This window comes from Leucobacter weissii (assembly GCF_017565745.1).
Lineage (GTDB): Bacteria > Actinomycetota > Actinomycetes > Actinomycetales > Microbacteriaceae > Leucobacter > Leucobacter weissii.
The window spans coordinates 43048-68908 of sequence record NZ_JAGDYM010000010.1; the positions used below are offsets into that span (position 1 = coordinate 43048).

General features: G+C 71.4%; 29 protein-coding genes and 1 riboswitch. Of the genes, 5 read left to right on the plus strand and 24 right to left on the minus strand.

Annotated elements, in window-relative coordinates; all coding sequences use genetic code 11:
• Window positions 1-21 precede the first annotated feature (21 nt).
• From J4H92_RS15760 to rpsP, 15 genes are all read right to left on the minus strand, one after another.
• Window positions 22-1545: a ferredoxin reductase domain-containing protein gene (locus J4H92_RS15760; RefSeq protein ID WP_208097838.1), complete on the minus strand. Its 1524-nt coding sequence runs from the start codon at window positions 1543-1545 to the stop codon at window positions 22-24.
• Complete coding sequence (locus tag J4H92_RS08935) at window positions 1542-2411, minus strand: FAD:protein FMN transferase (protein WP_208097839.1); 870 nt, start codon at window positions 2409-2411, stop codon at window positions 1542-1544. The genes J4H92_RS15760 and J4H92_RS08935 overlap by 4 nt, the downstream gene beginning before the upstream one ends.
• Before the next feature lie 26 nt (window positions 2412-2437).
• Window positions 2438-2935, minus strand: a complete 498-nt coding sequence (locus J4H92_RS08940) for a hypothetical protein (RefSeq protein ID WP_208097840.1) — start codon at window positions 2933-2935, stop codon at window positions 2438-2440.
• A gap of 195 nt (window positions 2936-3130) precedes the next feature.
• Window positions 3131-4309, minus strand: coding sequence for a MarP family serine protease (locus tag J4H92_RS08945; RefSeq protein WP_208097841.1), 1179 nt, complete (start codon window positions 4307-4309; stop codon window positions 3131-3133).
• 10 nt (window positions 4310-4319) lie between these two features.
• Window positions 4320-5015, minus strand: a complete 696-nt coding sequence (locus J4H92_RS08950) for a ribonuclease HII (protein ID WP_208097842.1) — start codon at window positions 5013-5015, stop codon at window positions 4320-4322.
• The gene (gene lepB, locus J4H92_RS08955) at window positions 4999-5766 is read right to left on the minus strand and encodes a signal peptidase I (protein ID WP_208097843.1); all 768 of its coding nucleotides are present in this window, start codon (window positions 5764-5766) and stop codon (window positions 4999-5001) included. The genes J4H92_RS08950 and lepB overlap by 17 nt, the downstream gene beginning before the upstream one ends.
• A 142-nt stretch (window positions 5767-5908) precedes the next feature.
• Window positions 5909-6256: a 50S ribosomal protein L19 gene (gene rplS, locus J4H92_RS08960; RefSeq protein ID WP_208097844.1), complete on the minus strand. Its 348-nt coding sequence runs from the start codon at window positions 6254-6256 to the stop codon at window positions 5909-5911.
• Between the two features lie 172 nt (window positions 6257-6428).
• A complete protein-coding gene (locus J4H92_RS08965) occupies window positions 6429-7214 on the minus strand; it encodes a hypothetical protein (RefSeq protein WP_208097845.1) in 786 nt (261 codons plus the stop codon).
• A gap of 134 nt (window positions 7215-7348) precedes the next feature.
• Window positions 7349-8179, minus strand: coding sequence for a hypothetical protein (locus tag J4H92_RS08970; RefSeq protein ID WP_208097846.1), 831 nt, complete (start codon window positions 8177-8179; stop codon window positions 7349-7351).
• A 134-nt stretch (window positions 8180-8313) separates the two neighbouring features.
• Window positions 8314-8955 (minus strand): hypothetical protein, encoded by a 642-nt coding sequence (locus J4H92_RS08975; protein WP_208097847.1) that lies wholly within the window; start codon window positions 8953-8955, stop codon window positions 8314-8316.
• Window positions 8952-9509, minus strand: a complete 558-nt coding sequence (locus J4H92_RS08980) for a sigma-70 family RNA polymerase sigma factor (RefSeq protein ID WP_208097848.1) — start codon at window positions 9507-9509, stop codon at window positions 8952-8954. The genes J4H92_RS08975 and J4H92_RS08980 overlap by 4 nt, the downstream gene beginning before the upstream one ends.
• 77 nt (window positions 9510-9586) lie before the next feature.
• The gene (trmD, locus tag J4H92_RS08985; protein WP_208097849.1) at window positions 9587-10318 is read right to left on the minus strand and encodes a tRNA (guanosine(37)-N1)-methyltransferase TrmD; all 732 of its coding nucleotides are present in this window, start codon (window positions 10316-10318) and stop codon (window positions 9587-9589) included.
• Entirely contained in the window at window positions 10315-10989 is a 675-nt protein-coding gene (rimM, locus tag J4H92_RS08990) for a ribosome maturation factor RimM (RefSeq protein WP_208097850.1), read from the minus strand. Before rimM ends, trmD begins: the two co-directional genes overlap by 4 nt.
• A gap of 18 nt (window positions 10990-11007) precedes the next feature.
• Window positions 11008-11262 carry an RNA-binding protein gene (locus J4H92_RS08995; protein WP_424960868.1) on the minus strand — a complete coding sequence of 85 codons (255 nt, stop codon included), beginning with the start codon at window positions 11260-11262 and terminating at the stop codon, window positions 11008-11010.
• Between the two features lie 2 nt (window positions 11263-11264).
• On the minus strand, window positions 11265-11726 hold the full coding sequence (rpsP, locus tag J4H92_RS09000; protein ID WP_208097851.1) for a 30S ribosomal protein S16: 462 nt from the start codon (window positions 11724-11726) through the stop codon (window positions 11265-11267).
• Between the two features lie 204 nt (window positions 11727-11930).
• Between rpsP and J4H92_RS09005 the strand changes: the two genes are divergently transcribed.
• Both J4H92_RS09005 and J4H92_RS09010 read left to right on the plus strand, forming a co-directional pair.
• Entirely contained in the window at window positions 11931-13076 is a 1146-nt protein-coding gene (locus J4H92_RS09005; RefSeq protein WP_208097852.1) for a glutamate--cysteine ligase, read from the plus strand.
• A gap of 87 nt (window positions 13077-13163) precedes the next feature.
• Entirely contained in the window at window positions 13164-14039 is an 876-nt protein-coding gene (locus J4H92_RS09010) for an SDR family oxidoreductase (protein WP_208097853.1), read from the plus strand.
• Between the two features lie 23 nt (window positions 14040-14062).
• On the opposite strand, the gene J4H92_RS09015 is transcribed toward J4H92_RS09010, so the two are convergent.
• The 3 genes from J4H92_RS09015 to hflX form a co-directional block, all read right to left on the minus strand.
• On the minus strand, window positions 14063-15001 hold the full coding sequence (locus tag J4H92_RS09015) for a methylenetetrahydrofolate reductase (RefSeq protein ID WP_341783049.1): 939 nt from the start codon (window positions 14999-15001) through the stop codon (window positions 14063-14065).
• A 14-nt stretch (window positions 15002-15015) separates the two neighbouring features.
• Window positions 15016-17352, minus strand: a complete 2337-nt coding sequence (gene metE / locus J4H92_RS09020; protein ID WP_208097855.1) for a 5-methyltetrahydropteroyltriglutamate--homocysteine S-methyltransferase — start codon at window positions 17350-17352, stop codon at window positions 15016-15018.
• A gap of 169 nt (window positions 17353-17521) precedes the next feature.
• On the minus strand, window positions 17522-19102 hold the full coding sequence (gene hflX / locus J4H92_RS09025) for a GTPase HflX (RefSeq protein WP_208097856.1): 1581 nt from the start codon (window positions 19100-19102) through the stop codon (window positions 17522-17524).
• 153 nt (window positions 19103-19255) lie between these two features.
• Here hflX and J4H92_RS09030 point away from each other — a divergent pair, with 153 nt between their 5' ends.
• On the plus strand, window positions 19256-19402 hold the full coding sequence (locus J4H92_RS09030) for a hypothetical protein (protein ID WP_208097857.1): 147 nt from the start codon (window positions 19256-19258) through the stop codon (window positions 19400-19402).
• A 4-nt stretch (window positions 19403-19406) separates the two neighbouring features.
• Window positions 19407-20048 (plus strand): class I SAM-dependent methyltransferase, encoded by a 642-nt coding sequence (locus J4H92_RS09035; RefSeq protein WP_208097858.1) that lies wholly within the window; start codon window positions 19407-19409, stop codon window positions 20046-20048.
• Here J4H92_RS09035 and J4H92_RS09040 read toward each other — a convergent pair.
• From J4H92_RS09040 to dapF, 6 genes are all read right to left on the minus strand, one after another.
• Window positions 20021-20650 (minus strand): nucleoside/nucleotide kinase family protein, encoded by a 630-nt coding sequence (locus J4H92_RS09040; protein ID WP_341783050.1) that lies wholly within the window; start codon window positions 20648-20650, stop codon window positions 20021-20023. The genes J4H92_RS09035 and J4H92_RS09040 overlap by 28 nt on opposite strands.
• On the minus strand, window positions 20647-21453 hold the full coding sequence (locus tag J4H92_RS09045; RefSeq protein ID WP_208097859.1) for an ABC transporter ATP-binding protein: 807 nt from the start codon (window positions 21451-21453) through the stop codon (window positions 20647-20649). The genes J4H92_RS09040 and J4H92_RS09045 overlap by 4 nt, the downstream gene beginning before the upstream one ends.
• Window positions 21454-21469: 16 nt before the next feature.
• Window positions 21470-22507, minus strand: coding sequence for an ABC transporter substrate-binding protein (locus J4H92_RS09050; protein WP_341783051.1), 1038 nt, complete (start codon window positions 22505-22507; stop codon window positions 21470-21472).
• Window positions 22504-23286 (minus strand): ABC transporter permease, encoded by a 783-nt coding sequence (locus J4H92_RS09055; protein ID WP_208097860.1) that lies wholly within the window; start codon window positions 23284-23286, stop codon window positions 22504-22506. The genes J4H92_RS09050 and J4H92_RS09055 overlap by 4 nt, the downstream gene beginning before the upstream one ends.
• Before the next feature lie 17 nt (window positions 23287-23303).
• Entirely contained in the window at window positions 23304-23600 is a 297-nt protein-coding gene (locus J4H92_RS09060; protein ID WP_208097861.1) for a thiamine-binding protein, read from the minus strand.
• Window positions 23594-23700, minus strand: a riboswitch (TPP riboswitch). (Overlaps the previous gene by 7 nt.)
• Window positions 23701-23768: 68 nt before the next feature.
• Window positions 23769-24644 carry a diaminopimelate epimerase gene (gene dapF, locus J4H92_RS09065; RefSeq protein ID WP_208097862.1) on the minus strand — a complete coding sequence of 292 codons (876 nt, stop codon included), beginning with the start codon at window positions 24642-24644 and terminating at the stop codon, window positions 23769-23771.
• 185 nt (window positions 24645-24829) lie between these two features.
• On the opposite strand from dapF, the gene adhP reads away from it, so the two are divergent.
• Window positions 24830-25843, plus strand: a complete 1014-nt coding sequence (adhP, locus tag J4H92_RS09070) for an alcohol dehydrogenase AdhP (protein WP_208097997.1) — start codon at window positions 24830-24832, stop codon at window positions 25841-25843.
• The last annotated feature ends 18 nt before the right edge of the window (window positions 25844-25861 follow it).

A 25861-nucleotide genomic window follows, 5' to 3' on the forward strand; every position in this document is an offset into this window, starting at 1 on the left:
TCCAGCCTATCGCGCGCGACGTCAGTACCCCGCGAAGGCGTCGGTGCGCACGCGGCGGGAGCGGCGCCGGAGACCGCCCCGCAGCTCGGCCACGAAGCGGGGCGGGCCCGACACGAAGGCGTCGCGCTGCGCGAGGTCCGGCACGAGTTCCGCGATGCGCTCTCCCGTGATCCGCCCCGGACCGGCCCACTCCTCGCGCGGGCCGAGCGAGGCCGGCGCGTTCTCGCCGCCGGCGAGGATCACGCGCGCGGGGAGCTCGGCGAGCTCCTCGCGGAACGGATTCGCATCGGGTGCCGAGGCGGCCAGCACGAGCACGGCGTCGCGCTCGCCGCCCTCGGACCGCGCCTCCCGCAGCCAGCTCAGGAAGGGGGTGAGGCCGATGCCGCCCGCCACCATCACGACGCCGCGGCGCGCGTCGCGTGGTGGGGCGAAGTCGCCCCAGACGCCGGTGGCCCGCACCTCGGCCCCGACCGGCAGCTCGGCGAGCGCCCGCTTCGCCGCGCTCGGCCGCGCGGGGAGCCGGAACGCGACGCGCACCTCCCGGCTGTCGGACGGGGCGGACACCAGGCTGAACACCCGGCGCTGGCCCCGTGGGGCGAAGGGAGAGACGCCGGGCACGTGGAGCTCGATGGCCTGACCCGCGCGATAGCGGAGGGGGCGCTGTGCGGCGAAGCGCAGTTCGACCGTGCCGTCCCGGCCGCGTCGGGCCTCGCGGAGCGCGAGGCGGATACCGCGCCTCCGGGCGAGGACGAAGCCGAGCGCGTTGCCGATCAGCAGCGCGAGCTGGGGGCTCATGAACAGCGCCCCGAGCGGAATGGGGGCGGCGAACAGCGCGCCCGTCACGAGCGCGACCGCGATCCGCTGCCCGCGCCGCGGCGGCAGGGTGAGCGGCTCGGTCACCATGAACGCCGCGAAGAACACGAGCGCGGTCGAGGCGATTCCGGTCTGCAGCGCCTGCGGCGCGGTCGATCCCCAGGAGACGGCGCTGAGCGTGTAGACCGCGAGGCCCGCTGCGGCGGCGAGGCTCGCGAGGAGCACCTGCCCGAGCCGGATCACTACGATCGCGGCGATCGGGACGACGAACCAGACGAGGTCGGAGCTGCCGATCCACCAGTAGCCCGCCCCGACGCCCGAGGCGGAGACGACGAAGGCGCCGAGCGCTGCGGGATTGAAGAGGTGCCGTCCGCGCCACGCGAGCAGGAACTTGGACAGTCCGGCCACGGCCGCGCCGAGGACCGCGGCGGCCAGATCGAGCGGTTCCACGCCCGGCTTAAGGATGAAGAACAGCAGGAGTCCCGTGATCAGGGAGGACTCGTCGTGCGTCTCGGCTCGCCACACGAGCGCGGCGAGGCGGGAGACGAGCACGGTGCCGAGCACCGAGATGCCGAGCAGCGCCGCCAGTTCGGCCGGAGTGTAGTAGAGCACTCCGGCGAACGACAGCGCGAAAGAGACGACGACGAGGGCGCCGAGTGCGAGCGAGGCGACGCGGTACATGGGCAGGCGTCCGAGCGCGGCGCCGACGACGGAGAGGGACTGCCGGATCACGCGAAGACCTCGCCGGGAAACGCCGAGGTGCGTTCGACCAGCCCGTCGCTCGACATCCTGGCCCCGTGCACGCCGAAGCGCTCCAGGAGTTCGGCCGGCGAGAGGAAGAAGAGCGCGGTGGCGGCTCCGTCGGCGAGCATCGCCTCCTCGGCCAGCGCCCAGGTGGCGACGACGGTGCGCACCGGTCGGCCGCTGCGCCCGTCCAGGACGTGGTGCAGCCCGTCCCCCCACGTCCGCCGGTTGCCGGCCGAGGCGCACACCGCCCCCTCGGACACCTCGACCACCCCGATCGCCCGGCGGGTGTTGTAGGGGTGCTCGAGCGCGATGCGCACCGGCTGCCCGGCCGATCCGCGGATGCGGAGATCCCCCGAGGCGTCGACGACCGACGCCGTCGCGCCGGCCTCCGCGAGGACGTCCCCGACGAGATCGACGAGCAGCCCCTTGCCCGCGGCGCCGACATCGATGGTGACCGGGGCGCTCGTGTCGACCGCGCTGCCGTCGATGCGGGCGACGCGCTCCCAGGGCGGGGGCGCTCCCGGCCCGTCCGCGCCGGCAGGACCGTAGCCGAGCGCGGCCAGGGCGTCGCCGACGAACGGGGTGACGGCGCCCTCCGTCGCCTCGTACAGCGCGCGGTAGAGGGCGAACAGCCGCCGCCCCTCCGCCGGGAACTCGGTGCGACCGGCCTCGCGCGACGCTTCCGCGACGAGGGAGTCGTCGCGGAAGCGCGACCAGGCCCGGTCGAAGCGGTCGATGCGGTCGCGGACGGCGGATCCGGCGCCCGGGGCCAGGGGCCCCCACGCCTCGACCCGCCAGGGCACGCCGATGGCGTCGAACGACAGGTCGATGTCCGGTGCGATCGTGGGCACGGCGTTCCTCCTGCTGCTGCGCCGGCTCAGGCGGCGGCTTCGGAGAGGATCTGGTCGATGGCGGCGTTGAAGCCCCCGCTCGTGAGCGAGGAGCCGGCCACCTTCGAGACCTCGAGCTCGTCGATGGCCACGCCGACGACCTGGGAAGAGATGTTGTCGATGAACTCCGACTGGTAGCGCGCCGAATCGCCGCCCTGGGCGCTGCCCTCGACCGAGAGATCCGCGACCACGCCCGACTCGAGCGAGAGGGTGACCGTCACCGATTCCTGACCGCCCGGGGTCGTGTAGCTTCCGCTGGCGGTGTACTCGCCGTCGGCGTAGGACGAGGATCCCGTGTCGCTCTCCTGCTCGGAGGCCGACGAGTCCGACTCGGAGGCCTGCGTGTCGCTCGTCTGGGTGTCGACGACCGATCCGCTTTCGACGGGTTCGGCCTCGGCCGCCTCGGTGGCGCAACCGGCGAGGCCGGCGGTGAGCGCGAGGCCGGCGAGCGCCGGAGCGAGGATGATGCGATGCCTGGTCTTCATGGTCTGCCTCCGTGTTGCGGTGATGGGAAAAGCGGTCACCACCGAGGCTAGGGAGCTGCGCTATTCGAGAGCTATGTCCTCCCTGAGTCGAAGCTGGGAGGACCGATCGTTCCGACGGACCGCGTCGAATGTCCGTGGGGGCGCTCGAAGCATGTCGGCCCTCCCGGAACTCCTCGCCGGGCGGACCGGCCCCGACTACCCGGCGCAGACGCCGGTGCCCACCGCGTCGACGAGCTCCGCCGCGCGCTCCGCGACGGGCCGGAGGACGGAGAGCGGGATCGCGTAGCCGACGTTCTCGACGCGCTCCTCCTTCGCGAACACGACTCCCGCCACCTCGCCGTTCAACGCGAGCAGCGGACCGCCCGAATTGCCCTGCCGCACATCGGCCGCGAGCGTGATCACCTCGCGCGTCCCGCCGTCCTGGAAGGCGACCGGCCTGGAGTCGAGGACGCGGGCCGCTCGAGAGCTGAATTCCCCTCCGCCGGGATACCCCTGCACCACCGCCTCCGATCCCGTGTCCAGCGGCGAGCCGAGTGGCAGCGCCCGAGCGCTCAGATCCTCGACGCTCACGACGGCCAGATCCGACTCCGCGTCGAAATAGCTCACCACCCCCGAACGACCGCGCTGCCCCGGCACCTCGACGACCACCTCGTCGGCGCCCGCGACGACGTGCGCGTTCGTGATGATGCGGTTCTCGGCGACGACGAAGCCCGAGCCGAGCTGACGCTGTCCGCACGCGTAGGAGTTGCCCGACACCCGCACGACCGACTCGGCCGCCTCGGCGAGCGCCGGATCGTCGAGATCGACCCGCGGCAGGGCCGGCGGATCGTCGACTCCGTCGATGGCCTCGATCAGCCACGGGATGCCATCAGTGACCGTGTCCCTTCCGAGGTGCTGGAGACGCCCGCGCAGCTCGTCGGGCAGCAGGCCCGTGATCAGCGAGACGACCCGGGAGGACGAGACCAGCTGCGAGACGAAGGGATTGCCGAGCGCGCTCAGCCCGCCTGCGACCAGCACGAGCACGAGCGAGGAGATGACGAGGCCGGCCGCCGCGCCCAGCAGGCGGTTCAGCGCGCCGAGACGGGCGCGCTTCAACCCCGCCGTGAGACGGATGCCGAGTGCCGCGCCGATCCCCGCGGTGGTCAGCACCAGCGCTCCGCCGACGAGGATCGGCAGCAGCGCGGGGCCGCCCCAGGCGTTCGTCCACTCCGCGACGACCGGCAGGGTCCACCACGCGAGCAGTCCCCCTATGGCGAGGCCGCCGAGCGCGAGCGACGTGCGCGCCACGCCGTACCGTGCGCCGAAGACGATCTGGGAGACGAGCCAGAGCACGAGCACCAGATCGACGATCAGAGCGGCCATCGCGGAATCCATGCTTCGAATCCTACGTCTCTGCGCCTGCCCGGGATCCCATCCCGTGCGCTCCGTGGATGAAGCTGCGCCGGTGCAGCGGCGCCAGGCCGAGCGCGGCGATCCCCTCGTAGTGGGCACGCGAGCCGTATCCCTTGTTCGAGGCCCACGCGTAGCCCGGATGCACCTCATCGGCCTCCCGCATGAGCGCGTCGCGCTCCACCTTCGCCCGCACGGAGGCCGCGGCGACCGAGGCGCAGCTCCGATCCGCCCCCACCCGCGTGCGCACGTCGAGCGGGCCGTGCAGCGCCGGGGTCAACCAGTCGTGCCGTCCGTCGAGCAGCACCACCGCCCGTTGGACCGGCACGCCGCGCGTGCGCAGCGCGAGCAGCGCGCGGCGTCCCGCGTGTCCGAGTGCCCAGGAGATGCCGTGCTCGTCGATCTCCGCCGGACTCGCGTAACCGACCTCCCCGGGTCCCCACCCGGCGACCTCGGGCGCCAGTGCCTCGCGGCGCCGCTCGCTCAGCAGCTTCGAGTCGCGCAGGCCGCGGGGGAACGCCTCCACCCCGGCGAGGACCGCGTGGGCGCCGACCGCCACCGCGCCGGCGATCGCGCCGCGGCCGACCTCGTCCACGCCGATGACCGCGACCGCGCCGGCTTCGAAGCAGGCGCGCTCGAGGTCGAGGGTCGGATCCTTCGCAGGATCGCGCGGATCACTCGCCGGTCGCATCGCCGACGTCGTCGCTCGGCTCCGCCTCGGATGACGTCTCGCGGGCCTCGTCCACGCCTTCGAAGGTCTCGGGGTAGTTGCCGAGCCAGCCGAGCCGGTTCAGCGGCCAGTTCAGCAGGAAGGCCCGTCCGACGATCTCGTCCTCCAGCACGAAGCCCTTGCCCGGCTGATCCTGGTTGTAGCGCGAATCCCGGCTGCTGTACCGGTTGTCGCCCATGACCCAGACCGCGCCCTCGGGCACCGTCACGTCGAAGTCGATCTCCGAGCTTCTCGTCTTCCCCTCGGGGATGACGGCGTAGGGCTCGTCGAGGGAGACGCCGTTGACGGTGACGTGCCCCTCGGCGTCGCAGCAGGCGACCCGATCGCCGCCGACGCCGATCACGCGCTTCACGACGTAGTCGGCGCTCGTGTCGGCGGCGAGCCCGACCACCTGCAGCCCCTGCTCGAAGAGACTCGGAGCGGGTCCGGCCTCGCTCGCGGTCAGCTGCAGCCATCCGCCGGGATCACGGAACACGACGACGTCGCCGCGCTGCACGCCGACCAGGTCGGGAACCAGCTGGTTGACCAGGATCCGGTCGTTGAGCTCGAGCGTGTGCTCCATCGACCCCGAGGGAATGTAGAAGCTGCGCACGAGGAAGGTCTTCAGCAGGAACGAGATGACGAACGCGACCACCAGGATCACGAGCAGATCTCTCAGAAAGCCCAGCACTCCGCCCAGACGCTTGCGGTCCGGAGTCGCGGCCTCGGTCATGTGGCTCCCAGTCGTCGGAGAGTGCGGATCATGGTCTGCGGCGGGCGAGACGGACTCGGCGCTCGCGTCGGACACCCGGGACATACGCATCAGGCTCCCACCCGCAGCCGGGGAGAGCCTGGGAGCGAGCCGGGAGCGCGGATCAGTCCTCGCGCTTCTCCTTGATCTTGGCCTTCTTGCCGGTCAGGCCGCGCAGGTAGTAGAGCTTGGCTCGGCGCACGTCGCCGCGGCTCACGACCTCGATCTTGTCGATGGCCGGGGAGTGCAGCGGGAACTTGCGCTCCACGCCGACCTGGAAGCTGATCTTGCGGACGGTGAAGGTCTCGCGGACGCCCTCGCCGTGGCGTGCGATGACGACGCCCTGGAACACCTGCACGCGGGAGCGGTTGCCCTCGATGATGTTCACGTGCACCTTGACGGTGTCGCCGGCGCGGAACTCGGGGATGTCGCTCTTGAGCGACGCGGCGTCGACGTGGTCGAGCTTCTGCATGATTGTCTCTCTCTGCGCCCGCCGCAAGTCGGAACGCAACCCTGTGATGCGTAAGAGTGTGGTGTCTCACGGTTCGTGCGGACCCTCGCGGCAGTGCCGCACCGTGGCACAAGCGTCTATTATGCCACAGTTTCGCCGCACCTGCCGCACGAGCGCGGCGAGAGACCGGAGCTCAGACGAGTTCGCGCCGCTCCACCCGCGAGAGGTCGACCACGACGCGATCGCCGAGGGGCTCGTCCAACTCCAGCGTGTAGGGCGTCGGCGAAAACCCGGGGCATTCATACCCGCCCTCGGGTAGCGGCTGCGTACCGAGGAGCAGACCGACCTCAGATTCGCCCTCGTCGAGTTGCACGACCTCGATACGCTCCGGCATGTCGATGTCGCCTCCGCACTGCGAGTCGAGGACCATCAGCCTGAGCTCGCGGGACTCCGGATCCGGCGGAAAGTCGGGATCCAGCCAGACGTAAGGCACGCCGAGCCCATCGAGCTGGACCGTGAGCACGCAGCCACCGTTCGACGCCGCCACAGCCCAGCCCTCCCACAACTCGGTGCTCAGCTCGATGGTTTCATGATCGTCCTCCGCGCGCGTGTCGAACTCTTCCTCGTCGTCGCGCGTCTCGTCGAGGGTGCGAATCAGGATGATCAAGGTGTCGCTTCGCGTGGCGACGATCCACTCCTCGGGATCCTCCAGTTCGAGCGGGGAACCGGCGTCATCGGTGGCCCCGGCAATCGCATCCCGGCCCGTCTCGTCGAGATCGGCGATCCGCACCGGGTTCTCGATCGCGCTCCGAGGTATCTGCGCGCCCATGCAGAGATACGCGTCTGCCGACACCGGCCCGGCCGGGGATTCGGGGGACGGCTGCGGATCACTCGCAGCCGACGACGCGCAGCCCGCGAGCAGAACCGCGGTCGCCAGAGCGGCGAGCGCGCGCCCGATGCCTGCGTGCGTAACATCCATCCGACCCCTCCGTTCCGTCAAGAGCGCCAACGCTGAGAACGCCGCTTCTGTGAACGGGGCCTCAGTGAGAAGGTGTCGCCGACAATCGCGACCGTCTCAGATCACCGGCGATGAACCTCCGGCAATTCCATCGTTCACGGTTCGACGGCAGCGGCCGTGGCGTCGGTGAGTTCGAGCCGCTGCACCCGCGAGAGATCGACCACGACGCGATCGCCGAGCGGCGCGTCGAGCTGCAGCGTGTAGGGCGTCGGCGAGAACCCGGGGCAGGCATATGCTCCCTCCGGCAGTGGGCTCGTTCCGAGGAGCAGGCCGACTTCGGTGTCGCTCTCCTCCACGCTCACCACCTCGATCCGGTCGGGCATGTCGGTGTCGCCTCCGCATGAGGAGTCGAGCACCAGAAGCGGCAGTTCGGTCGAGTCGGGGTCCGGCGACCGCTCCGGGTCGAGCACGACGTCTGGAACCTGGAGATCGCCCAGATCGAAGGTCAGGCGGCATCGCCCGTTGCTCCCGTACATCCATCCCTCGGTCTTCGTGCTGCGAAAGAGCGACTGCTCCTCGTAGTCGGGCATCGGGGCGAGTTCGGGCACGGAATCCGGATAGCCGGGCGGGCGCTCGGAGTTCGGCCGGATCAGCGCGATGTTCTCGTCGTTGGCGGAGATGACGATCCAGCTGGCGAGGTCCCCGAGTTCGAGCGGCTCGCCCAGGTCGTCGGTCGCCCCGGTGATGGCTGCGCGCTCGTCCGGCTCGAGGTCGGCGATCCGTCGGGGCTGCTCGATCGCCGAGGCGGGGAAACGGTGCCACCCGCAGACGTAGGACTCCGAGAGCGTCTCGGGCTCCGATCGGGGCACGCCCTCGCCCGGGTCGTCATCCGTGAGCGGCGAGGCGCAACCGACCAGCAGGGTCGCGGCCGCCAGTGCGGCGAACGCGGTCACGCCCCGCCCGATCCGCGCTGAAGTCCTCTCCATATCGCTCCTCCGTTCTATCGAGGCTCTGCCGAAACCCGAGTAGCCGACGCCGCCGCGGATGACACTCCGAGAACGGGCCTCACCGAGAGGATGTCGCCGACGACCGCAACCGTCTCGGATCGGCGGCGGGGAATTCAGCGGGGAGTCTCGCCGCCGATCTCTTCGCAGAGTTCGGCGTTCCGCTCGCCGCCGGCATCGGGGAACACCGCGATCACCCCGCCGGACACGCGGCAAGGCCGGAAGCTGGTGTCGGAGGGCTCCACGGAGGATTCTTCACCCATTGTTCCCCGACCGGTCGGCGAACTCTCAGCCACCCAGATCCGATCGCACGCTTCGACCGCCCATTCCTCGTCTCCGGTCGGATCGCCCGAGAGCGCGACCCGCTCGGCGGAGGGATCGGCCTCCGCATAGCAGAGGATCGCCGGGGATCCCCCGGAGTTCTGCATCTCCATCTCTTCGTCGGACCCGTCTCCCGATACCGCGGCCTTCTCGCCCGCGCTCCCGCTCTCGGGCACCGCCTCGGTCGACTCGGCCTCCGCCTGCTGCGCAGAGCGGAGTCCGGACCCGTCATCGACGGTGACCGCGGAGAGCGTGCTCGGCAGGAGCACGGCTGCGGTGAGCGCCGCCGCAGAGATCCCGACGGCGGCGAATTGGATCGCTCGCCGCCGCCGCTCCCCGCGGCGCGCACGGCCGAGCATCCTGCGGCCGATCTCGTCGTACTCGTCCGGTGTCGGCTCGTTCGTCGTCGACCCGCTCATCGTCGGCTCGTCCGTCATCCCGATCCCCTCTCGATCTCCGATTCGAGACGCAGCCGCACCGACTTGCGCGCCCGGCTCAGCCGGTTGCGCACCGTCGCATGCGTGGATTCCAGCCGTGCCGCCGCCTCCCGATAGCTCATCCCCTCGATCAGGCAGAGCTGCAGGATCTCCCGGTCGAGCGGCTCCAGTCTCGCGCTCGCCTCCTCAAGCACCGCGGCGAGCTCCCGCCGCGCGACGAGCGCGGCCGGATCGCCGGCGAGGTCGGGAACCTCCTCCGGCAGCGCCACGGCGGCGCGCCTGGCCCGAGAGCGGCGACGATTCCTCGACAGGTGCCTCGCCGTGACGAGCAGCCAGGGCAGCGTCGACCCGCCCACCAGACGGATCTGTCGGCGCTTCTGCCACAGCGTGAGGAAGGTGTCCTGCAGCACCTCCTCGGCGTCCGCGCGCGCCGCGAGCACGGCATAGGCCTGTGCGTAGACGGGGCGCCGGTGCCGCTCGTAGATGGTCGCGAGCGCCCGCTCGCTGCCCTCGGCGAGCACCTCGACGAGCTCACCGTCGTCCGCATCGCGCACTCGAACACCGCCTCTCTCAAGAGTATGTCCGCGGATGCGGCGACCGTCTCATATCGCTCAGCCGCTCGCCCGTCGGCTCACTCCGCGGCTCGCCCGGCCTGGAGCCCCAGCAGGTCCGGACGGACGCGCCGCGTGCGCTCCAGCGACTGCTCCCGGCGCCAGGCCTCCACCGCGCCGTGGTCGCCGCCCAGCAGCACCGGCGGCACCTCCCGCCCGCGCCAGACCGCGGGTTTCGTGTAGACGGGATACTCCAGCAGCCCCTGCTCGTGCGACTCCTCGACCAGGCTCTCGGGGTTTCCCACGACGCCCGGGATCAAACGCGCGATCGCCTCGACCATGGCGAGCACCGCGACCTCGCCGCCGTTCAGGACGTAGTCGCCGAGGCTGAGCAGGCGCACCCTGCCCCGCTCCCCGTACTCGTCGAACACCCGCTGGTCGATCCCCTCGTAGCGGCCGCAGCCGAAGATCAGCCGTCGCTCCGCGGCGAGTTCCCGCGCCGTCTCCTGGGTGAACCTCTCCCCCGAGGGAGAGGGGAACACGATGAGCGGCTCGGTCTCCCCCGGCTCGCGCTCCTCCCCCGCTGCGCCGAGGAGCCCGTCGAGCGCCTCGCCCCAGGGCTCGGGCTTCATGACCATCCCGGCGCCGCCTCCGGCCGGGGTGTCGTCCACCGTCCGATGCCGGTCGTGCGCGGCCTCTCTCAGATCGTGCACGTGCGTCTCGAGGAGACCGCGCTGCCGCGCGCGCCCCAGCAGGGAGATCTCCAGCGCATCGAAATAGGCGGGGAAGATGGTGACGACGTCGATCCTCATGCCGGAGCACCCGTCTGATCGGGGCCGTCGCTCCCGCTCTCGGCTCGCGCCTCGGCACCGTCCTGCTCGAACAGGCCGTCCGGCGGGGTGACCACGACGAAACCCCGCGCCACGTCGACGCTCGGCACGATCGCCTCGACGAAGGGCACGAGCACGGTGCCGGCCGGCGTCTCGACCACGAGCAGATCCTGAGCCGGGAGGTGCTGGACCTCCGTCACGGTGCCCAACGAGACGGTCGCAGCGGCGTCCGACTCCTCGGAAGCGTCGCCGGCGGCCGATCCGCGGCGCACATCGAGCCCGACGAGCTGGTGATCGTACCAGGCGTTGTCCTCCTGACCGGCCTGCACCGCGTCCTCATCGATCCAGAGGATCGCGCGCACGATGCTCTCGGCGGCGGTGCGGTCGGGGACCTCTTCGAAGAAGACGACCGGCGCGCCGTTGAACCAGCGGAGCTCGCGGATCTCGACGGTCCGCCCGGCCCAGGGCGAATCCTCGGGGACCTGCAGCGAGAACACCGCTCCCGGCACGAACCGCAGTTCGGGGTTGTCGGTGTAGAGCTCGAGCTTGATGCCGCCCTTGAGTCCGTGCGGCTTGGTCAGGCGCCCCACGCGAAGGCTCCCCTTGCCCTGCGCGGGCCGGGGAGCCTTCGTGCTGCGCCGAGTCGCGGACATCAGTTGCTCATCCGGGCGTCAGCCCTCGTTCGCATCGGTGTCGACGACGTCGATGCGAACGCCGCGACCATCGCTGAGCGCACCGACGACGGTGCGCAGCGCCTGCGCCGTCCGGCCTCCCCGACCGATGACTCTTCCGAGATCGCTGGGGTGCACCCGCACCTCGAGCAGTTCGCCTCGACCGGTCTCACGGCTGTCCACCTGGACCTCGTCCGGACGATCGACGATCCCCCGCACGAGGTGCTCGAGCGCCTCCGAGAGCGAAACGGCCACGATCAGCTCTCGGTCTTCTCTGCTTCGTCGGCCGCGTCCTCGGTCTCGGCCGGAGCATCGGCGGACGCGGTCTCCTCTGCCTCGGCGGGAGCCTCCGCGGCGGGCGCGGGATCCTCGGTCTTGGGCCGGAGCACCGGCTTCTTCGCGGCGTCGGCTTCGAACACGGGCTTCGGCTCGGGGGCGAGCACCTTCGACTCGGCATCGGCGTCGCCCGTGAACTTGCCCCAGTCGCCGGTCAGCTTGAGGAGGGCAGCCACCTGCTCGGTCGGCTGAGCCCCCACGCCGAGCCAGTACTGGGCGCGATCGCTGTCGACCTCGATGAGCGACGGATGCTCGGTCGGGTGGTACTTGCCGATCTCCTCGATGACGCGGCCGTCCCGCTTGGTGCGCGAATCGGCGACCACGATGCGGTAGTAGGGTGCACGGATCTTGCCGAGTCGTTTCAGGCGGATCTTGACGGCCATGGTTCTCCTTGTTTCTGGTTCAGCGGCGCGGTTGCGCGAACCGCTCAATCATGACACGTCGGAATGAAGATTGCAATTTTGTTGGGATCAGGGATTTTTTCTCCGGGTGACGGACTCGGCCGGTTCGTTCCGCACGACCGCTAGGCTAAAATCGAACATCGGCCGTCAGCGGGGTCGTGCCGAGCAGTCGGGAGGGAACCACCCATGTCGATCGCGTTCGCATCCTCGCCCCGTTCCACGCTGGGCATCGAGTGGGAGTTGGGGCTCGTGGATCGCGGGAGCCGAGAACTGGTGGGCATCGCGCCGGAACTGCTCGCCGAGCTCTCCCAGCGCTATCCGGGCGACCGCTTCCCGCATCTCGCGAGCGAACTGCTCGAGAACACGGTGGAGCTGGTCACCGCGCCGCACGGGCGCGTCGTCGACGCGCTCGGAGATCTGCGCTCGCTGGCCCGCGCGGTGCAGGCCGCCGCGGAGCAGCGGGGCGCTGCGCTCATCGGCTCGGGCAGCCATCCGTTCAGCAGGTGGAAGGATCAGACCACGACGCCGAGCGAGCGCTACGAGCGCTTCATGGAGCGGTACCGGTGGTGGGGGCGCAACATGCTGATCTGGGGTGTGCACGTGCACGTGGGCGTCGATCGCCAGGAGCGCGTGGTCCCGATCATGAACGCTCTGCTGGTGCGCCTCCCCCATCTGCTCGCGCTCTCCGCGTCCAGTCCGCTCTGGGCGGGCGAATCGACCGGCTACGCCTCGAATCGCACGCTGATGTTCCAGCAGCTCTCCACCGCCGGCCTTCCCTGGGACGTGAGCGACTGGGCCGAGCTGGAGCACGTGCTCGACGATCTCGCGACCACCGGCATCATCGCGGAGCCCACCGAGGCGCGCTGGGACATCCGCCCGGCCCCGCGCTGGGGCACCCTCGAACTGCGCGCCTGCGACGGAGCATCGACGCTGCGGGAGATCGGAGCCCTCGCCGCGCTCAGCCAGTGCCTGGTCGAGTCGTTCCAGACCCGACTCGACCGGGGGGAGGACCTGCCGCGCCTGCAGCCCTGGTTCGTGCGCGAGAACAAATGGCGCGCCGCGAGGTACGGCCTCGATGCGACCGTGATCGTCGACCGCGAGGGCCGTCAGCGGCCGCTGCGGGAGGATCTCGCCGAACTGCTCGCCGGGTTGGCGGGCGTCGCCGACCGGCTGGGCTGCACCGAGGAGCTCGGCGACGCGCGGCAGTTGCTGACAGAGGGCACCAGCGCGGAACGGCAGCTCGCCGTGTACGAGTCGGCCGGCCGGAACCGGCAGGCACTGCACGCGGTCGTCGACAGCCTCGTCGACGAGTTCCAGCTCGGCCTCAGCTGACACGACGACACCCGTCCGGGAAGAAAACCCCGATCCCGGCGTTACACCGGAGTGCGTGCCCGACCAACCGAGAGCAAAGGACCGACCATGCCGAACGCCAATGAAACCATCCTCGTCACCGGCGCGAGCGGACACCTCGGAGGGCTCATCGTGCGCGCCCTCCTCGAGCGCGGAGCCTCGTCCGGCGACCTCGTCGCCGGTGCGCGCGACACCTCCCGCCTCGCCGATCTCGCCGGGCTCGGAGTCCGCACCGCCCGTGTCGACTACGAGGATCCCGCGTCGCTGAGCCGCGCGCTCGACGGCGTCGGCACCGTGGTGCTCGTGTCCAGTTCGGAGGTGGGCAAGCGGGCTCAGCAGCACGACAACGTGATCGCCGCGGCGAAGGACGCGAACGTCGGCAGGATCCTCTACACCAGCCTCGCGGCCGCGACCACCTCGCGGAGCCCGCTGGCCCCGGAGCACATCGCGACCGAGGAGGCGCTCGCGGCGAGCGGCCTCCCCTTCACGATCCTGCGCAACAACTGGTACACCGAGAACTATGCCGACGCCGCGAACCAGGCGAGGGAATCGGGCGAACTGGTGGCGGGGGCCGGCCGGGGCCTCGTCGCGAGCGCGAGCCGCCGGGACTACGCCGAGGGCGCGGCAGTCGCCGCGCTCGAGGCCGGGCACCTGGGCAAGATCTACGAGTTCGCCGGCGACACCGCCTGGGACTACGCCCGTCTCGCGGAGGCGATCGGCGAGGTCGTCGGGCGCGACGTGGCCTACCGCGCCATCAGCGCCGAGGAGCAGGTCGAGCTGCTCACCGGCATCGGCCTCGACGCCGGCACCGCCGGCTTCGTCGCCGCGATCGATGCCGGCATCGCGCAGGGCGATCTCTCGCGGACGGACGGCACGCTCTCGCGACTCATCGGACGACCGACGACGCCGCTGGTGGACGGGCTGAGGGCAGCGCTGGACGACTGACCGGCCGGCCTCCGGCGCCGCCGTCAGCGGGACGCGTCGACCGGCGGCCGCGGCCCGACGGAGACCGGATCCGGGGTGAGGACGCCGAGCTCCCGCAGCACGGCGAGCACCTGCTGATGGCGGTTGAAGGTGTAGAGATGCACCGACGGAGCGCCTCCAGCGAGCAGTTCCCGGGCGAGTCCCACAGTGTGTGCGACGCCCGGCTCCGCACTGCCCGACGTCTCGAGGGCGCGTTCCAGATCCGACGGAGCGGGCTGTCCGGCGAGCGAGGCGACCTTGCGCAGCTGCGCTCCGGTGGCCACCGGCATGAGCCCCGGCAGGATCGGCATGGTCAGACCCGCCTCGCGCGCCTCCGACACGAATCCCAGGTAGTCCTCGGCGTGGAAGAACAGCTGCGTGATGCCGAAGCTCGCCCCGGCCGCCTCCTTCGCGATGAGCCAGTCGATGTCGGCCCGGCGCGACCGCGAGAGCGGGTGCCCGTTCGGGTACACGGCGACGGACGTCCGGCCTGCCCCGGACCGGGGATCCGCATCCCCGGTCTCGTCGCGCTCGGCGCGGACCTCGTCGATCAGCCGGATCAGCTCGACCGCGTCGAGCGACGCGGTGACCGCCGGGTCCCGCTCGTCACTGCCCTTGGGCGGATCGCCGCGCAGGGCGAGAAAATCTGAGATGCCGGCCTGCAGCGTCTCGCGGATCACCTCGGCCAACCGCTCGCGCGGCATCGCCACCGTCGTCAGGTGGGCGAGCGGCAGCGCGTCCGTATGCTGTCTCAGGTACTTGAGCAGGTCGAGCGACGCGTCCTGACTCGACCCGCTCGCGCCGTAGGTGACGGAGATGAATTCCGGCCCGGCCGCCGCGAGATGCTGCACCGCGTGGCCGAGCGCCAACGCCGCCGCGCCGCTCCTCGCGGGGAAGACCTCGAAGGAGAAGCGGATCGGCGCGGCGCCTTCGGAGACGGCCACGGGAGCAGCCGACATCACACCGCCGCGGCGCGCACGGCCTGAGCGGCGCGCACGAGATTGGTGAGGCTGGCCACCGTCTCCTCGTAGCCCCGGGTCTTCAGACCGCAGTCGGGGTTGACCCACAGCTGCTCGCCGGGGATCCGCTCGGCCGCGATGCGGATGAGCTCCGTCTGCTCCTCCACGCTCGGCACGCGCGGCGAGTGGATGTCGTAGACCCCCGGGCCGATCCCACGCGAGTAGCCGTGCTCCCCGAGGGGCTCGACCACGTCCATCCGGCTGCGGGCGGCCTCGATGCTGGTGACGTCGGCGGCGAGGCCGTCGATGGCGTCGATGATCTCGCCGAACTCGGAGTAGCACAGGTGGGTGTGGATCTGCACCTCGGGCTCGGCACCGCTCGTCGCGAGGCGGAAGGAGCCCACCGACCACTCGAGGTAGTCGGCCTGGCGGCCCGCGTCCAGCGGCAGGAGCTCGCGCAGCGCGGGCTCGTCGACCTGAACGATGCGGATGCCGGCGGAGACCAGATCGTCGATCTCGTCGCGCAGGGCGAGGGCCACCTGGGCGGCGGTGTCGCCGAGCGGCTGATCGTCGCGCACGAAGGACCAGGCGAGGATGGTCACCGGGCCGGTCAGCATCCCCTTCACCGGTCGCTCGGTGAGCGACTGGGCGAACGAGGACCACTCCACCGTGATCGGCGCCGGGCGGGACACGTCGCCCCACAGGATCGACGGCCGCGTCGCGCGCGTGCCGTAGGACTGCACCCAGCCGTTCTCGGTCACCGCGAAGCCGTCGAGGTTCTCGGCGAAGTACTGCACCATGTCGTTGCGCTCGGCCTCGCCGTGGACCAGCACGTCGAGGCCGATCTCCTCCTGCAGCCGGATGACCCGCTCGATCTCGGCTCGGAGGAACTCGTGGTACTCCTCCTGCGTCAGCTCGCCGCGGGTGAACGCGGCGCGCGCGCGCCGGATCTCGCCCGTCTGCGGGAAGGAGCCGATCGTCGTGGTCGCGAAGCGGGGGATGCCGAGCGCGCGCTGCGCGTCCCGGCGGGTCTGCTCGTCGGCGCGTCGGCGGTCGTCGTCGCCCGCCGCCTCGGCGCGGGCGCGCACCGCGTCGACCCGCACGCCGGGGGCGGCGGCGCGATCCGCGAGCACCCGGTCGGTCTCGGCGAGCTCCGCCTCGATGGCCTCGGCCCCCTCGACGAGGCCGCGGGCGAGCACCGCGACCTGCGCGACCTTCTGGTCGGCGAACGCCAGCCAGGACTTCAGCCGCGCATCAAGCTTCGACTCGTCGCCCACGTCGTGGGGCACGTGCTGCAGGTTGTTCGAAGTTCCCACGACGACCTCGATGCCGGCCGCCTGCAGCGCGCCGAGACGGTCGAAGGCCGCGCGGAGATCGGTGCGCCAGATGTTGCGCCCGTCGACCACGCCGGCGACGAGTTGCGTGCCCGCGAACGCCCGGGCCAGCTCACCGGACTCGAGCGCCGCCTGCGGCAGCGCGCCGCGCACCAGATCGGCCTGGACGGCCTCGACGGGCAGCGATCCGAGGCGGACGAGGGCCTCGGCCGAATCGCCGTAGGGCGCGGCGAGCAGGATGCTCGGTCGCTCCTCGGCCCCGCCGAGCACGGCGTAGGCCCGCTCGACCAGCGCCAGCACCTCGGAGCGCGGCACCGCGAGCGAATCGGAGACGAGCGCGGGCTCGTCGAGCTGCACCCAGGTGGCGCCGGCCTCGGCGAGCGCGCGGAGGATCTCCGCGTAGACGGCGACGACGTCGTCGAGCCGGTCGATCGGGCGGAACCCCTCGCCCGCCTCGTCCGAGGCCTTCGCGAGGAGGAGATAGGTGACCGGCCCGACGATCACGGGACGCGACTCGACGCCCTGCTCGCGCGCCTCGGACACCTGCCCCACGAGCCAGGCCGGGTTCGCGGCGAACGGCGTCCGCTCGTCGATCTCGGGGACGCTGTAGTGGTAGTTCGTGTCGAACCACTTGGTCATCTCGAGGGGCTGGTGATCGCGGTCGCCGCGGGCGAGCGCGAAGTAGCGGGCGAGGTCCCCGTCGTCGCCCGAGCCGTCGACGTCGGCGAAGCGTCCGGGCACGGCGCTCAGCGCGAGCGTGGCGTCGAGGACCTGATCGTAGAAGCTGAAGCTCTCCGGCACCGCGCCGCCCGCCGCCGGCAGCCCCAACTCGACGAGGCGTGCTCGCGTGCCCGCCCGGAGCTCGCTCGCCACCCGCCGCAGCTCGGCCGCGTCGACGTCGCCCTTCCAATACGCTTCGACCGCGCGCTTGAGCTCGCGGCGACGGCCGATCCGCGGATAGCCGAGGATCGTGGCGGCGGGAAGTGAGCGAGAGATGGGCATGTTGTCCGTCCTTTGCTGGGTCGGGGCGACCTGGTGATGCGGCCGTGCGGTGCGCAGACCTTCCTACGTTACTCGCAGGAGATGCCGCGACCGCAATCGACGTTGCTCAGTGTTACCAACCATCCCATCGGCGAATGGATGCCATAAGCTGAGCCCTGCCCGGGAGCGCTCACACGGCGAACGGCTCGAGCTTGGCGACCGTCTCCCCGCCGACGAAGGCGTGCACGCGGGTCCCGTCCTCCGTGTACTCGGTGGAGAGCACCCGGTTGCGCTCGTGCAGTTCGGCGATCAGGTCGCCGCGGTCGTAGGGGATGACCGCGGTGACCTCTCGGTCGGGAAGCGGCAGCGCCGCGTCGATCCGCCGCCGCAGCGCCTCGATGCCCTCCCCCGTGCGCGCGGAGACGAACTCGGCGTCGGGAACGAGACCGTGCAGGATCACCCGCTGCGTGTCGTCGATCAGGTCGGACTTGTTGAAGACCACGAGCTCGGGGATGCCCTGCGCCTCGACCTCCGCGATCACCGCGCGCACCGTCTGCAGCTGAGCGGCCGGATCCGGATGCGAGGCGTCGACCACGTGCAGGATGACATCCGCGTCCGCCACCTCTTCGAAGGTCGAGCGGAAGGCCTCGACGAGCTGGTGCGGCAGCTGGCGCACGAACCCGACCGTGTCCGCGTAGGTGAACCGCCTGCCGTCGCCGGTCTCCGAGTGCCGCACCGTCGTGTCCAGCGTCGCGAAGAGCTGGTTCTGGACGAGTGCCGTGCTGCCGGTCAGCCGGTTCAGCAGGCTCGACTTGCCCGCGTTGGTGTATCCGGCGATCGCGACGGAGGGCACCTCGCCGCGCTTGCGATTGGCGCGCTTCGCCTCGCGCGCGGGCGCGAAGCCTCGGATCTGAGCGCGCAGCTTCGCCATCCGGGTATTGATCTTGCGCCGGTCCAGCTCGATCTTCGTCTCGCCGGGGCCTCGCGAGCCCATACCGGCGCCCCCCGCGCCCACCTGGCCGCCGGCCTGCCGCGACATCGACTCGCCCCAGCCCCGCAGCCGCGGCAGCAGGTATTCGAGCTGCGCCAGCTCGACCTGCGCCTTGCCCTCGCGGCTCTTGGCGTGCTGACTGAAGATGTCGAGGATCACGGCGGTGCGGTCGATGACCTTGACCTTGGCCACGTCCTCCAGGGCTCGCCGTTGGCTCGGCGCGAGCTCGGTGTCCGCCACGATCGTATCCGCGCCGAGCGCGGCCACGAGCTCGGCGAGCTCCCGCGCCTTGCCCTTGCCCAGATAGGTGGCCGGATCCGGGTGGGAGCGCCGCTGCAGCAGGCCGTCGAGCACCTCGGCGCCCGCCGTTTCGGCCAGCGCGGCGAGTTCGCGGAGCGAGTTCTCCGCATCCTCCTGGGCGTGCTTCGAGGTCGCCTGATAGATTCCGATGAGGACGACGCGCTCGAGCCGCAGCTGCCGGTACTCGACCTCCGTGATGTCCTCGAGCTCGGTCGACAGGCCGGGCACCCGGCGCAGGGACGCCCGCTCCTCGCGCTCCAGGCGTATCGCCTCGATGTCCTCGGCCAGACGGTCGTGGGCGGCGTCCCCCAGCGCCTGCGCCTCCCCCTCGAGAGGAGCGGCCTCTCTCCGACGCTCGTCCCGGATCACCGTCGCCGCGTGTTCACCGCGTTCGGCCCGCGCGATGATCCGGTCGAGCGGGTCGGGGCGCGAGGCGTCGGTGAGCGGGGTGTTGCTGCGTGGGGCGTCGTCGTGTGTCATCTACCCGCCATTCTACGCCGCCCCGCGAGAACCCGCAGCTTCCGGCGTTCGCCGACGCGCCTCGGGCTGAGATCGTATTCCGGGCTGACGGTTCGCAGCGGAACGATCAGCCTGAGCGGCAATCTCAGCCCGGCGCGCAGGAGCACGCGAGAGGTGGAGAGGGAGAGAGAGGAGAGAGAAGAGAGAGAAGAGAGAGAAGAGAGAGAAGAGAGAGAAGAGAGAGAAGAGAGAGAAGAGAGAGAAGAGAGAGAAGAGAGAGAAGAGAGAGAAGAGAGAGAAGTCGCGATGCGGGATACTTGATCCGATGGCCGAGCACTACTTCTCAGAGACCCCGTCCGGCGACCTCGCGCCGCGCGAGATCGAGGTCGTGCTCGCCGGCGCACCGAGGCGCGTGCGAACCGCCGGCGGGGTCTTCAGCCCCGAGCACCTCGACCGCGGCACGCGGGTGCTCCTCGATGCGGTGGAGGACGGCGCGGGTCTGCTCGACGGACGGCCCCTCGACGGCGCCGTGCTCGATCTGGGGTGCGGCTGGGGGCCGCTCGCGCTCGCCGCGGCGCTCTCGCGGCCGGAGGCCGAGGCGTGGGCCGTTGACGTGAACGAGCGCGCCCGCGAGCTCACCGCCGCCAACGCCGAGCTGCTGGCGGTGCCGAACGTCCGGGTCGCGGCTCCGGACGACGTGCCCGACGAGCTGCGCTTCGCCGCGATCCTCTCGAATCCGCCCATCCGCGTCGGGAAGGCGGCCCTGCACGGCATGCTGCGGCGCTGGCTGCCGCGACTCGAGCCGGGCGGCTCCGCCTTCCTGGTGGTCGCCAAGCATCTCGGTGCGGAATCGCTGCAGCGGTGGATCGCCGCGGAGTTCCCCGGGTTCGAGGTCGCGCGCGCCGCGCGCGACAAGGGCTTCCACGTGATCCGCGTCGATCAGCCCCGCTCGTCGACGATCGTGTAGACCGGGTCGCCCGGGTGGCGCGCCGGGCGCAGCACGAGATCGGCGAGCTCGCGCGGGCGCTCGCGGCGCGCATGCGCCCGCTCCTGCGCGGCCCAGTGCTCCCAGTGCGGCCGGTAGAGCTCGCCGCCGGACCGGGCGAGCGCGCGGCGACGGCGCTCGGGCTCGTCCTCGAGGTCGAGCCACAGCCGGAGCGTCGCCGACGGCGCGGCGGCGCGGGTGAGCGATCCGGAACCCTCGACGATCAGCGTTCGATCGGGCGCGAAGGCGCGCCACTCCCCCGGGGCGTTCGCGGTCCAGTCCCACACGCGCACCCGGCCCGCCTCGCCGCGGCTCAGCGGCTCGATCACCGAGGAGGCGACGCTCCGGCCGACCCGTTCGAGCCCGTCCCAGCCTCCGTAGAGATCATCGAGGTGCAGGAGCTCCCCGTCTCCGATCCGTTCGCGCAGCATCAGGGCGAGCGCGGTCTTCCCGCTTCCGCTCGGCCCGTCGATCAGCACGCGCGCCGGCCGGCCGGCGCGATCGAGCAGACGCTCCAGCAGATCGGCGGGACGCGGCGGCGCGAGATCGGGCGGCAGCTCGTCGGGCCCGAACCGCGCGGTCACGCGCGGCCCTCCCGCGTGCCCGTCTCGAGCGCGGCGAGCACCCGACGGGCCGCCACGTGGTCGGCGCCGTCCTCGCGCTCCCGCCGCCGCGCGGCAGGCCCGGGACGATCCTCGACGTGCACGATCTCCGCCGGGCTCGGGCTGAGCACCAGCACGCGATCGGCGAGCAGCAGCGCCTCCTCGATATCGTGCGTGACCAGCAGGGTGGGCCGCCGATCGCTCGCCGTGATGTCGAGCAGCCAGAACTGCAGCTGGCGGCGCGTGAGCGCGTCGAGCGCGCCGAGGGGCTCGTCGAGCACGAGGCAGCTCTGCGGCATCAGCGTGCTGCGCAGCAGGGCCACCCGCTGGCGCATCCCGCCCGAGAGCTCGTCCGGCCAGGCCCGCTCCACGTCGTCGAGTCCGAAGCGCCCGAGCAGCGCCCGAGCCCGCTCGCGGGCCCCCGCACGATCCTCCCCGCAGGTCTCGGCGCCGAGCGTCGCGTTGTCGAGCGCCGAGAGCCACGGCAGCAGAGCATCCTGCTGGGGGTGATACGCCACCCCGCCGGGACGCCCGATCAGCGACTCCCCGTCGACGGTCGCGGTGCCGCTCGCCGGCTGCTCCAGCCCCGCGAGGATGCGCAGCAGCGTCGACTTGCCGCAGCCGCTCGGCCCGAGGATCGCCGTGAGGGTCCCGGGGGCCACGGAGAGGCTCACGCCGTTCAGCACGGTGCGCAGGCGCTCGCGCCGAGGGGACCGCCGCGAGCCCGGCTCCCGGTAGGCGTGCGTGATCCGCTCCACCACGAGCCCGCCGGCGCCCTCCGTCATCTTCGCACCCTACCGCTCAACCCTGCGGCAGGAACTCGTTGCTCCAGGCGCCCTCGACCGGAGAGGCGTCCTCGAGCAGCCCTGCCTGCACCAGGAACTCGGTGAACTCCGTCCAGACCGCCTCGTCCTGCACGCCGAAGCCCTCAGCCGATCCGTCTGCGGTGAACAGCGGCGCGTAGTACGCCACCGCGTTCCGCACCAGTTCGGGTTCGAGCTCGGGCGCTCCGGCGAGCAGCGCCTCGGCGCCCGCCTCGGGATCCGCGATCACTGCGGCGTAGCCCTCGCCGGTCGCCGCCAGGAAGTCCCGCGCGAGATCGGGATCCCCCTCCAGCGCGGTCTCGTTGCCGATGATGATCGGCGTGTACCAGTTGGGGATGCAGTCGAGGTGATCCCCGAACTGGATGGTGGTGACGTCGTCGCGCTCCGTCTGGGCGCGCAGCGCATCCCAGCCGCCGAAGACCCAGGTCACGTCGAAGCGCTCCTGCTCGAGCCCCGCGAGGTAGTCGACGTTGCCGATGTCGATGAACTCGACGCTCGCGGGGTCGCCCCCGCCGCAGCTCACGAGCTCGGAGATGATCTCGGTCTCGAGCGCACCGCCGTAGCCGCCGTAGCGCAGGCCGTCGAGCGAGCCGGGATCGGCCGTGAGGCCGGATCCCTCGAGGCCCATGAGAGCCGAATCGTTGACGGGCAGCAGCGCGGCGATCGACTGGACGCCCATGCCCTCGGCGCGCGCGGGCAGCAGCGACTCCGCCTGCGAGATGCCGAACTCGACCTGCCCCTCCGCCACCGCGACGTCCGCGCCCACGTCTGCGCTGGGCTCGATGATGGTGAGGTCGATGCCTGCCGCCTCGTAGAGCCCGTTCTCGGCGGCGTAGTAGATCCCGGCGTGGTGCGCGTTCGGCGTCCAGTTGAGCATCAGCGTCACCTCGCGCGCGGAGGCGTCGGGATCCTGCGGTGCGGGCTCGCCGCCGCCCGCGGAGCAGGCCGCGAGCAGCGAGACCCCGGCGAGGGCCGCGATTCCGGCGAAGAGGCGTCTTGTCTTGGGGGTGTTCACGATTGGTGTTCCTTGTCTGCGTGTGCGGTTGTGTGTTTGTGCGCCAGCACCAGCTCGCCGGCGAGGGCGGCGAGCCAGAAGAGGAGCACGCCGAGGAGCGCGATCACTCCCACGGCGGCGAAGAGCTGATCGGTCTGGTAGCCGGCCCGCGACCGCTGCAGATAGACGCCGAGCCCGACGGAGGATCCCATCCACTCGGCGACGATCGCGCTGAACACCACGTAGCTGGCCGAGATCTTGGCTCCCGCGACGATCCCGGGCACGGAGCCGGGCAGCCGCACCCGGCGCAGCACCGTCCCGCGCGAGGCGCCCATCGAGGTGAGCAGCTCGACGAGCGTCCGATCGGCGTCCCGCATGGCGACGCTCGCGCTGATCGCCACGGGGAAGAAGGCGCCCAGCATGACGACGAGGATCTTGGGCCAATCGCCGAATCCCAGCACGGCGATGACGATCGGGGCGAAGATGACGGGCGGGATCGCCTGGCTCGCGATCAGCAGCGGCTCCGTGCCGCGGCGCAGCAGGTCGGAGAGCGTCAGCAGCACGGCCATGCCGATGCCGAGCGCGACGCCGAGCGCGAACCCCGCCACCGCGATGCGGAGCGTGGCGAGCAGATGCTCGCCGATCAGCCCGCGGTCGTCCCAGCCCGCCTCCCACACCTGCCACGGCGCGGGGACGAGATAGGCCGGCACACCGGTCACCCAGACCAGCAGACCCCACAGCAGGACGACGCCGACGACGGCGCCGGCCACCGGGAGGATCTGCCTGCGCAGCACCCTCATGGTCGCCCGGATCGCGGCTAATGGGTGATCCGCGCGGCGAGATCCGACATCGAGGCCTCGACCACGTCTTCGCGCGACTGGAAGAGGCGCACGTGGGTCATCACCTTCTCGGCGCCGGACGACAGCGTCGCCTCGTGCAGCTCGCGCATCAGCGGCCACAAGCGATCAGCGGGCCCCTGCACCGTGGTGCCCAGCGCGCCGACCTCGAATTCGAGACCGCTCGCTTCGATCACCCGGATCGCCGCTTCGACGTGCTCGTATGTTCCGCGCTCATCGCCCAACGGCGACGGCCCGACATGGACATGGATCAACATATTGACCGCTTCCCTCCGCTCGCATTACCGAGATCAGGTTCTGGGGTGGTCTGCCTCGTTCGGCGGATCTCAGCCCGTTCGGGCCCCCCCAGCGGATGTAGTACTGGAGCTCTCAGCGTACCACAGGCATCAGGCGCGCCGGGAGGGCCGGCCGACGCCGCCCCGCCGTCACGGGAGCGCGATCGAGCCCGAGTAGACGAGCTCGGCGGGTCCGCTCAGCGAGACGTGCTCCCCCTCCTCCGTGGGGAACATCCGCACGCCGAGCCGTCCGCCGGGCACATCGATGCTCCAGCTGTCGGGCATCCCCGCGCCGCCCCAGTGCCGGAAGGCGAGCGCGGCGGCCGCGGTGCCGGTGCCGCAGGAGCGCGTCTCCCCCACGCCGCGCTCATGCACGCGCATCCGGATGCGAGCCACGCCGTCGCGGATCAGCGGATCCTCCGGCACCACGAACTCGACGTTCGCGCCGTGCTCCGCGATCGGCTCGAGCGATGGCGGCCGGTGCAGCCGCAGGGCCTCCAGCTCATCCGGATCGGCGAGCGCCACGACCACGTGCGGGTTGCCGAGGTCGATGCCGAGGCCGGGGCGCGGCACGTCGAGACCGTCCGCCGCGACGAGCCGCTCCCCGTCCAGTCTCCAGCGCCCGAGATCCACCGTGTAGCCGGAGACGCCCGCGAGCACGTCCTTCACTCCGGCACGGGTGCCGATCGGCAGGGTGTCCGTCCGGGCGGGGGCGGCGAGGCCCTCCGCGATCAGGTAGTGCGCGTAGACGCGGATCCCGTTGCCGCACATCTCGGCCGGGGTGCCGTCGGCGTTCCAGTAGTCCATGAACCACTCCGCCTCGGGCTCCTCGGCGAGCGCCGCCTCGCCCTCGGGCAGCGCCCGGGAGCGCACGGCCCGGATCACGCCGTCCGCTCCGACGCCGCGACGCCGGTCGCAGAGGAACGCGATCTGCTCGGGGTCGAGCGGCGTCTCGCCCTCCGGATCGCTGAACAGCACGAAATCGTTGCCGGTTCCCTGGCCTTTGACGAAGCTGAGCGCAGTCACCCGACAAGTCTACGAGACGGGAGGGTCGGAACCCGCCCTCGGGACGTCCTCGACGCCCTTCGGAACCGGGATGCAACGCGGTTGCAACCCACCGGCCGCTAGCCTGCGGGGGCAGGCGGCGACGAAGCGCCGGCACGATCAACTTGAAGGAGCGAGCGATGAGCGAGAACAGCATTCCCACCGTCATGCGGGCGGCGGTCTCGGAGCGGCTGGGGAGCCCCCTGATACTGAAGGAGGTGCCCGTGCCGGCGCCGGGCCCGGGCCAGGTGCTGGTGCGCGTCGAGACCACGGGCGTGTGCCACACCGATCTGCACGCGGTGAAGGGCGACTGGCCGGTGAAGCCGAAGGGAGAGCTCATCCCCGGGCACGAGGGCGTGGGCACCGTCGTCGCACTCGGCGAGGGCGTTGCTCAGCTGCGGATCGGCGACACGGTCGGGAACGCCTGGCTGTGGTCGACCTGCGGGATCTGCCAGTACTGCCGGACGGGCTGGGAGACGCTGTGCGAGGCGCAGCAGAACGGCGGATACTCGGTCGACGGCAGCTTCGGGGAGTACATGCTCGTCGATGAGAAGTTCGCCGCGCGCATCCCCGAAGGGGCGGATCCCGTGGAGATCGCGCCGGTCCTCTGCGCCGGGGTCACCGTCTACAAGGGCCTCAAGGTCACCGAGGCCCGTCCGGGCCAGTGGGTCGTGATCTCGGGCATCGGCGGCCTGGGGCACATCGCCGTGCAGTTCGCCGTCGCGATGGGCCTGCACGTCGTCGCGGTGGACGTCGACGATGCCAAGCTGGATCTCGCGAAGCGGCACGGCGCGGAGATCGTCGTCAACGCCGCGAAGGACGACCCGGCCGAGGTGGTGCAGCGGGAGATCGGCGGCGCGCACGGCGTGCTGGTGACCGCGGTGCATCCGGCGGCCTTCGGCCAGGCGCTCGGCGTGGCGCGCCGGGGCGCGACCATCGCCTTCAACGGGCTGCCCCCCGGCGACTTTCCCGCGAACATCTTCGACATCGTGCTGCGCGGGCTCACCATCCGCGGCTCGATCGTCGGGACCCGGCAGGATCTGCAGGAGGCGATCGACTTCTACGCCGCGGGCAAGATCCATCCGACCGTCGCCGCGGAGCCGCTCGACAACGTCAACGACATCCTCGAGCGCATGGAGCACGGCAAGATCGACGGCCGGATCGTCATGTCGATCGGCTGAGAGGGTCGGGAGGCGCGT

Excerpts from the sequence above, each read along its gene's own strand:
- J4H92_RS09005 (WP_208097852.1), top strand. The coding sequence starts at position 11,931 with ATGTCGATCGCGTTCGCATCCTCGCCCCGTTCCACGCTGGGCATCGAG.
- J4H92_RS08950 (WP_208097842.1), bottom strand. The coding sequence starts at position 5,015 with ATGCGACCGGCGAGTGATCCGCGCGATCCTGCGAAGGATCCGACCCTC.
- J4H92_RS09055 (WP_208097860.1), bottom strand. The coding sequence starts at position 23,286 with ATGAGGGTGCTGCGCAGGCAGATCCTCCCGGTGGCCGGCGCCGTCGTC.
- J4H92_RS09035 (WP_208097858.1), top strand. The coding sequence starts at position 19,407 with ATGGCCGAGCACTACTTCTCAGAGACCCCGTCCGGCGACCTCGCGCCG.
- J4H92_RS09045 (WP_208097859.1), bottom strand. The coding sequence starts at position 21,453 with ATGACGGAGGGCGCCGGCGGGCTCGTGGTGGAGCGGATCACGCACGCC.
- J4H92_RS08945 (WP_208097841.1), bottom strand. The coding sequence starts at position 4,309 with ATGGATTCCGCGATGGCCGCTCTGATCGTCGATCTGGTGCTCGTGCTC.
- rplS (WP_208097844.1), bottom strand. The coding sequence starts at position 6,256 with ATGCAGAAGCTCGACCACGTCGACGCCGCGTCGCTCAAGAGCGACATC.
- rpsP (WP_208097851.1), bottom strand. The coding sequence starts at position 11,726 with ATGGCCGTCAAGATCCGCCTGAAACGACTCGGCAAGATCCGTGCACCC.
- rimM (WP_208097850.1), bottom strand. The coding sequence starts at position 10,989 with ATGTCCGCGACTCGGCGCAGCACGAAGGCTCCCCGGCCCGCGCAGGGC.
- hflX (WP_208097856.1), bottom strand. The coding sequence starts at position 19,102 with ATGACACACGACGACGCCCCACGCAGCAACACCCCGCTCACCGACGCC.
- J4H92_RS08965 (WP_208097845.1), bottom strand. The coding sequence starts at position 7,214 with ATGGATGTTACGCACGCAGGCATCGGGCGCGCGCTCGCCGCTCTGGCG.
- J4H92_RS08970 (WP_208097846.1), bottom strand. The coding sequence starts at position 8,179 with ATGGAGAGGACTTCAGCGCGGATCGGGCGGGGCGTGACCGCGTTCGCC.
- J4H92_RS09060 (WP_208097861.1), bottom strand. The coding sequence starts at position 23,600 with ATGTTGATCCATGTCCATGTCGGGCCGTCGCCGTTGGGCGATGAGCGC.
- adhP (WP_208097997.1), top strand. The coding sequence starts at position 24,830 with ATGCGGGCGGCGGTCTCGGAGCGGCTGGGGAGCCCCCTGATACTGAAG.
- trmD (WP_208097849.1), bottom strand. The coding sequence starts at position 10,318 with ATGAGGATCGACGTCGTCACCATCTTCCCCGCCTATTTCGATGCGCTG.
- lepB (WP_208097843.1), bottom strand. The coding sequence starts at position 5,766 with ATGACCGAGGCCGCGACTCCGGACCGCAAGCGTCTGGGCGGAGTGCTG.
- J4H92_RS08975 (WP_208097847.1), bottom strand. The coding sequence starts at position 8,955 with ATGACGGACGAGCCGACGATGAGCGGGTCGACGACGAACGAGCCGACA.
- J4H92_RS09010 (WP_208097853.1), top strand. The coding sequence starts at position 13,164 with ATGCCGAACGCCAATGAAACCATCCTCGTCACCGGCGCGAGCGGACAC.
- J4H92_RS08940 (WP_208097840.1), bottom strand. The coding sequence starts at position 2,935 with ATGAAGACCAGGCATCGCATCATCCTCGCTCCGGCGCTCGCCGGCCTC.
- metE (WP_208097855.1), bottom strand. The coding sequence starts at position 17,352 with ATGCCCATCTCTCGCTCACTTCCCGCCGCCACGATCCTCGGCTATCCG.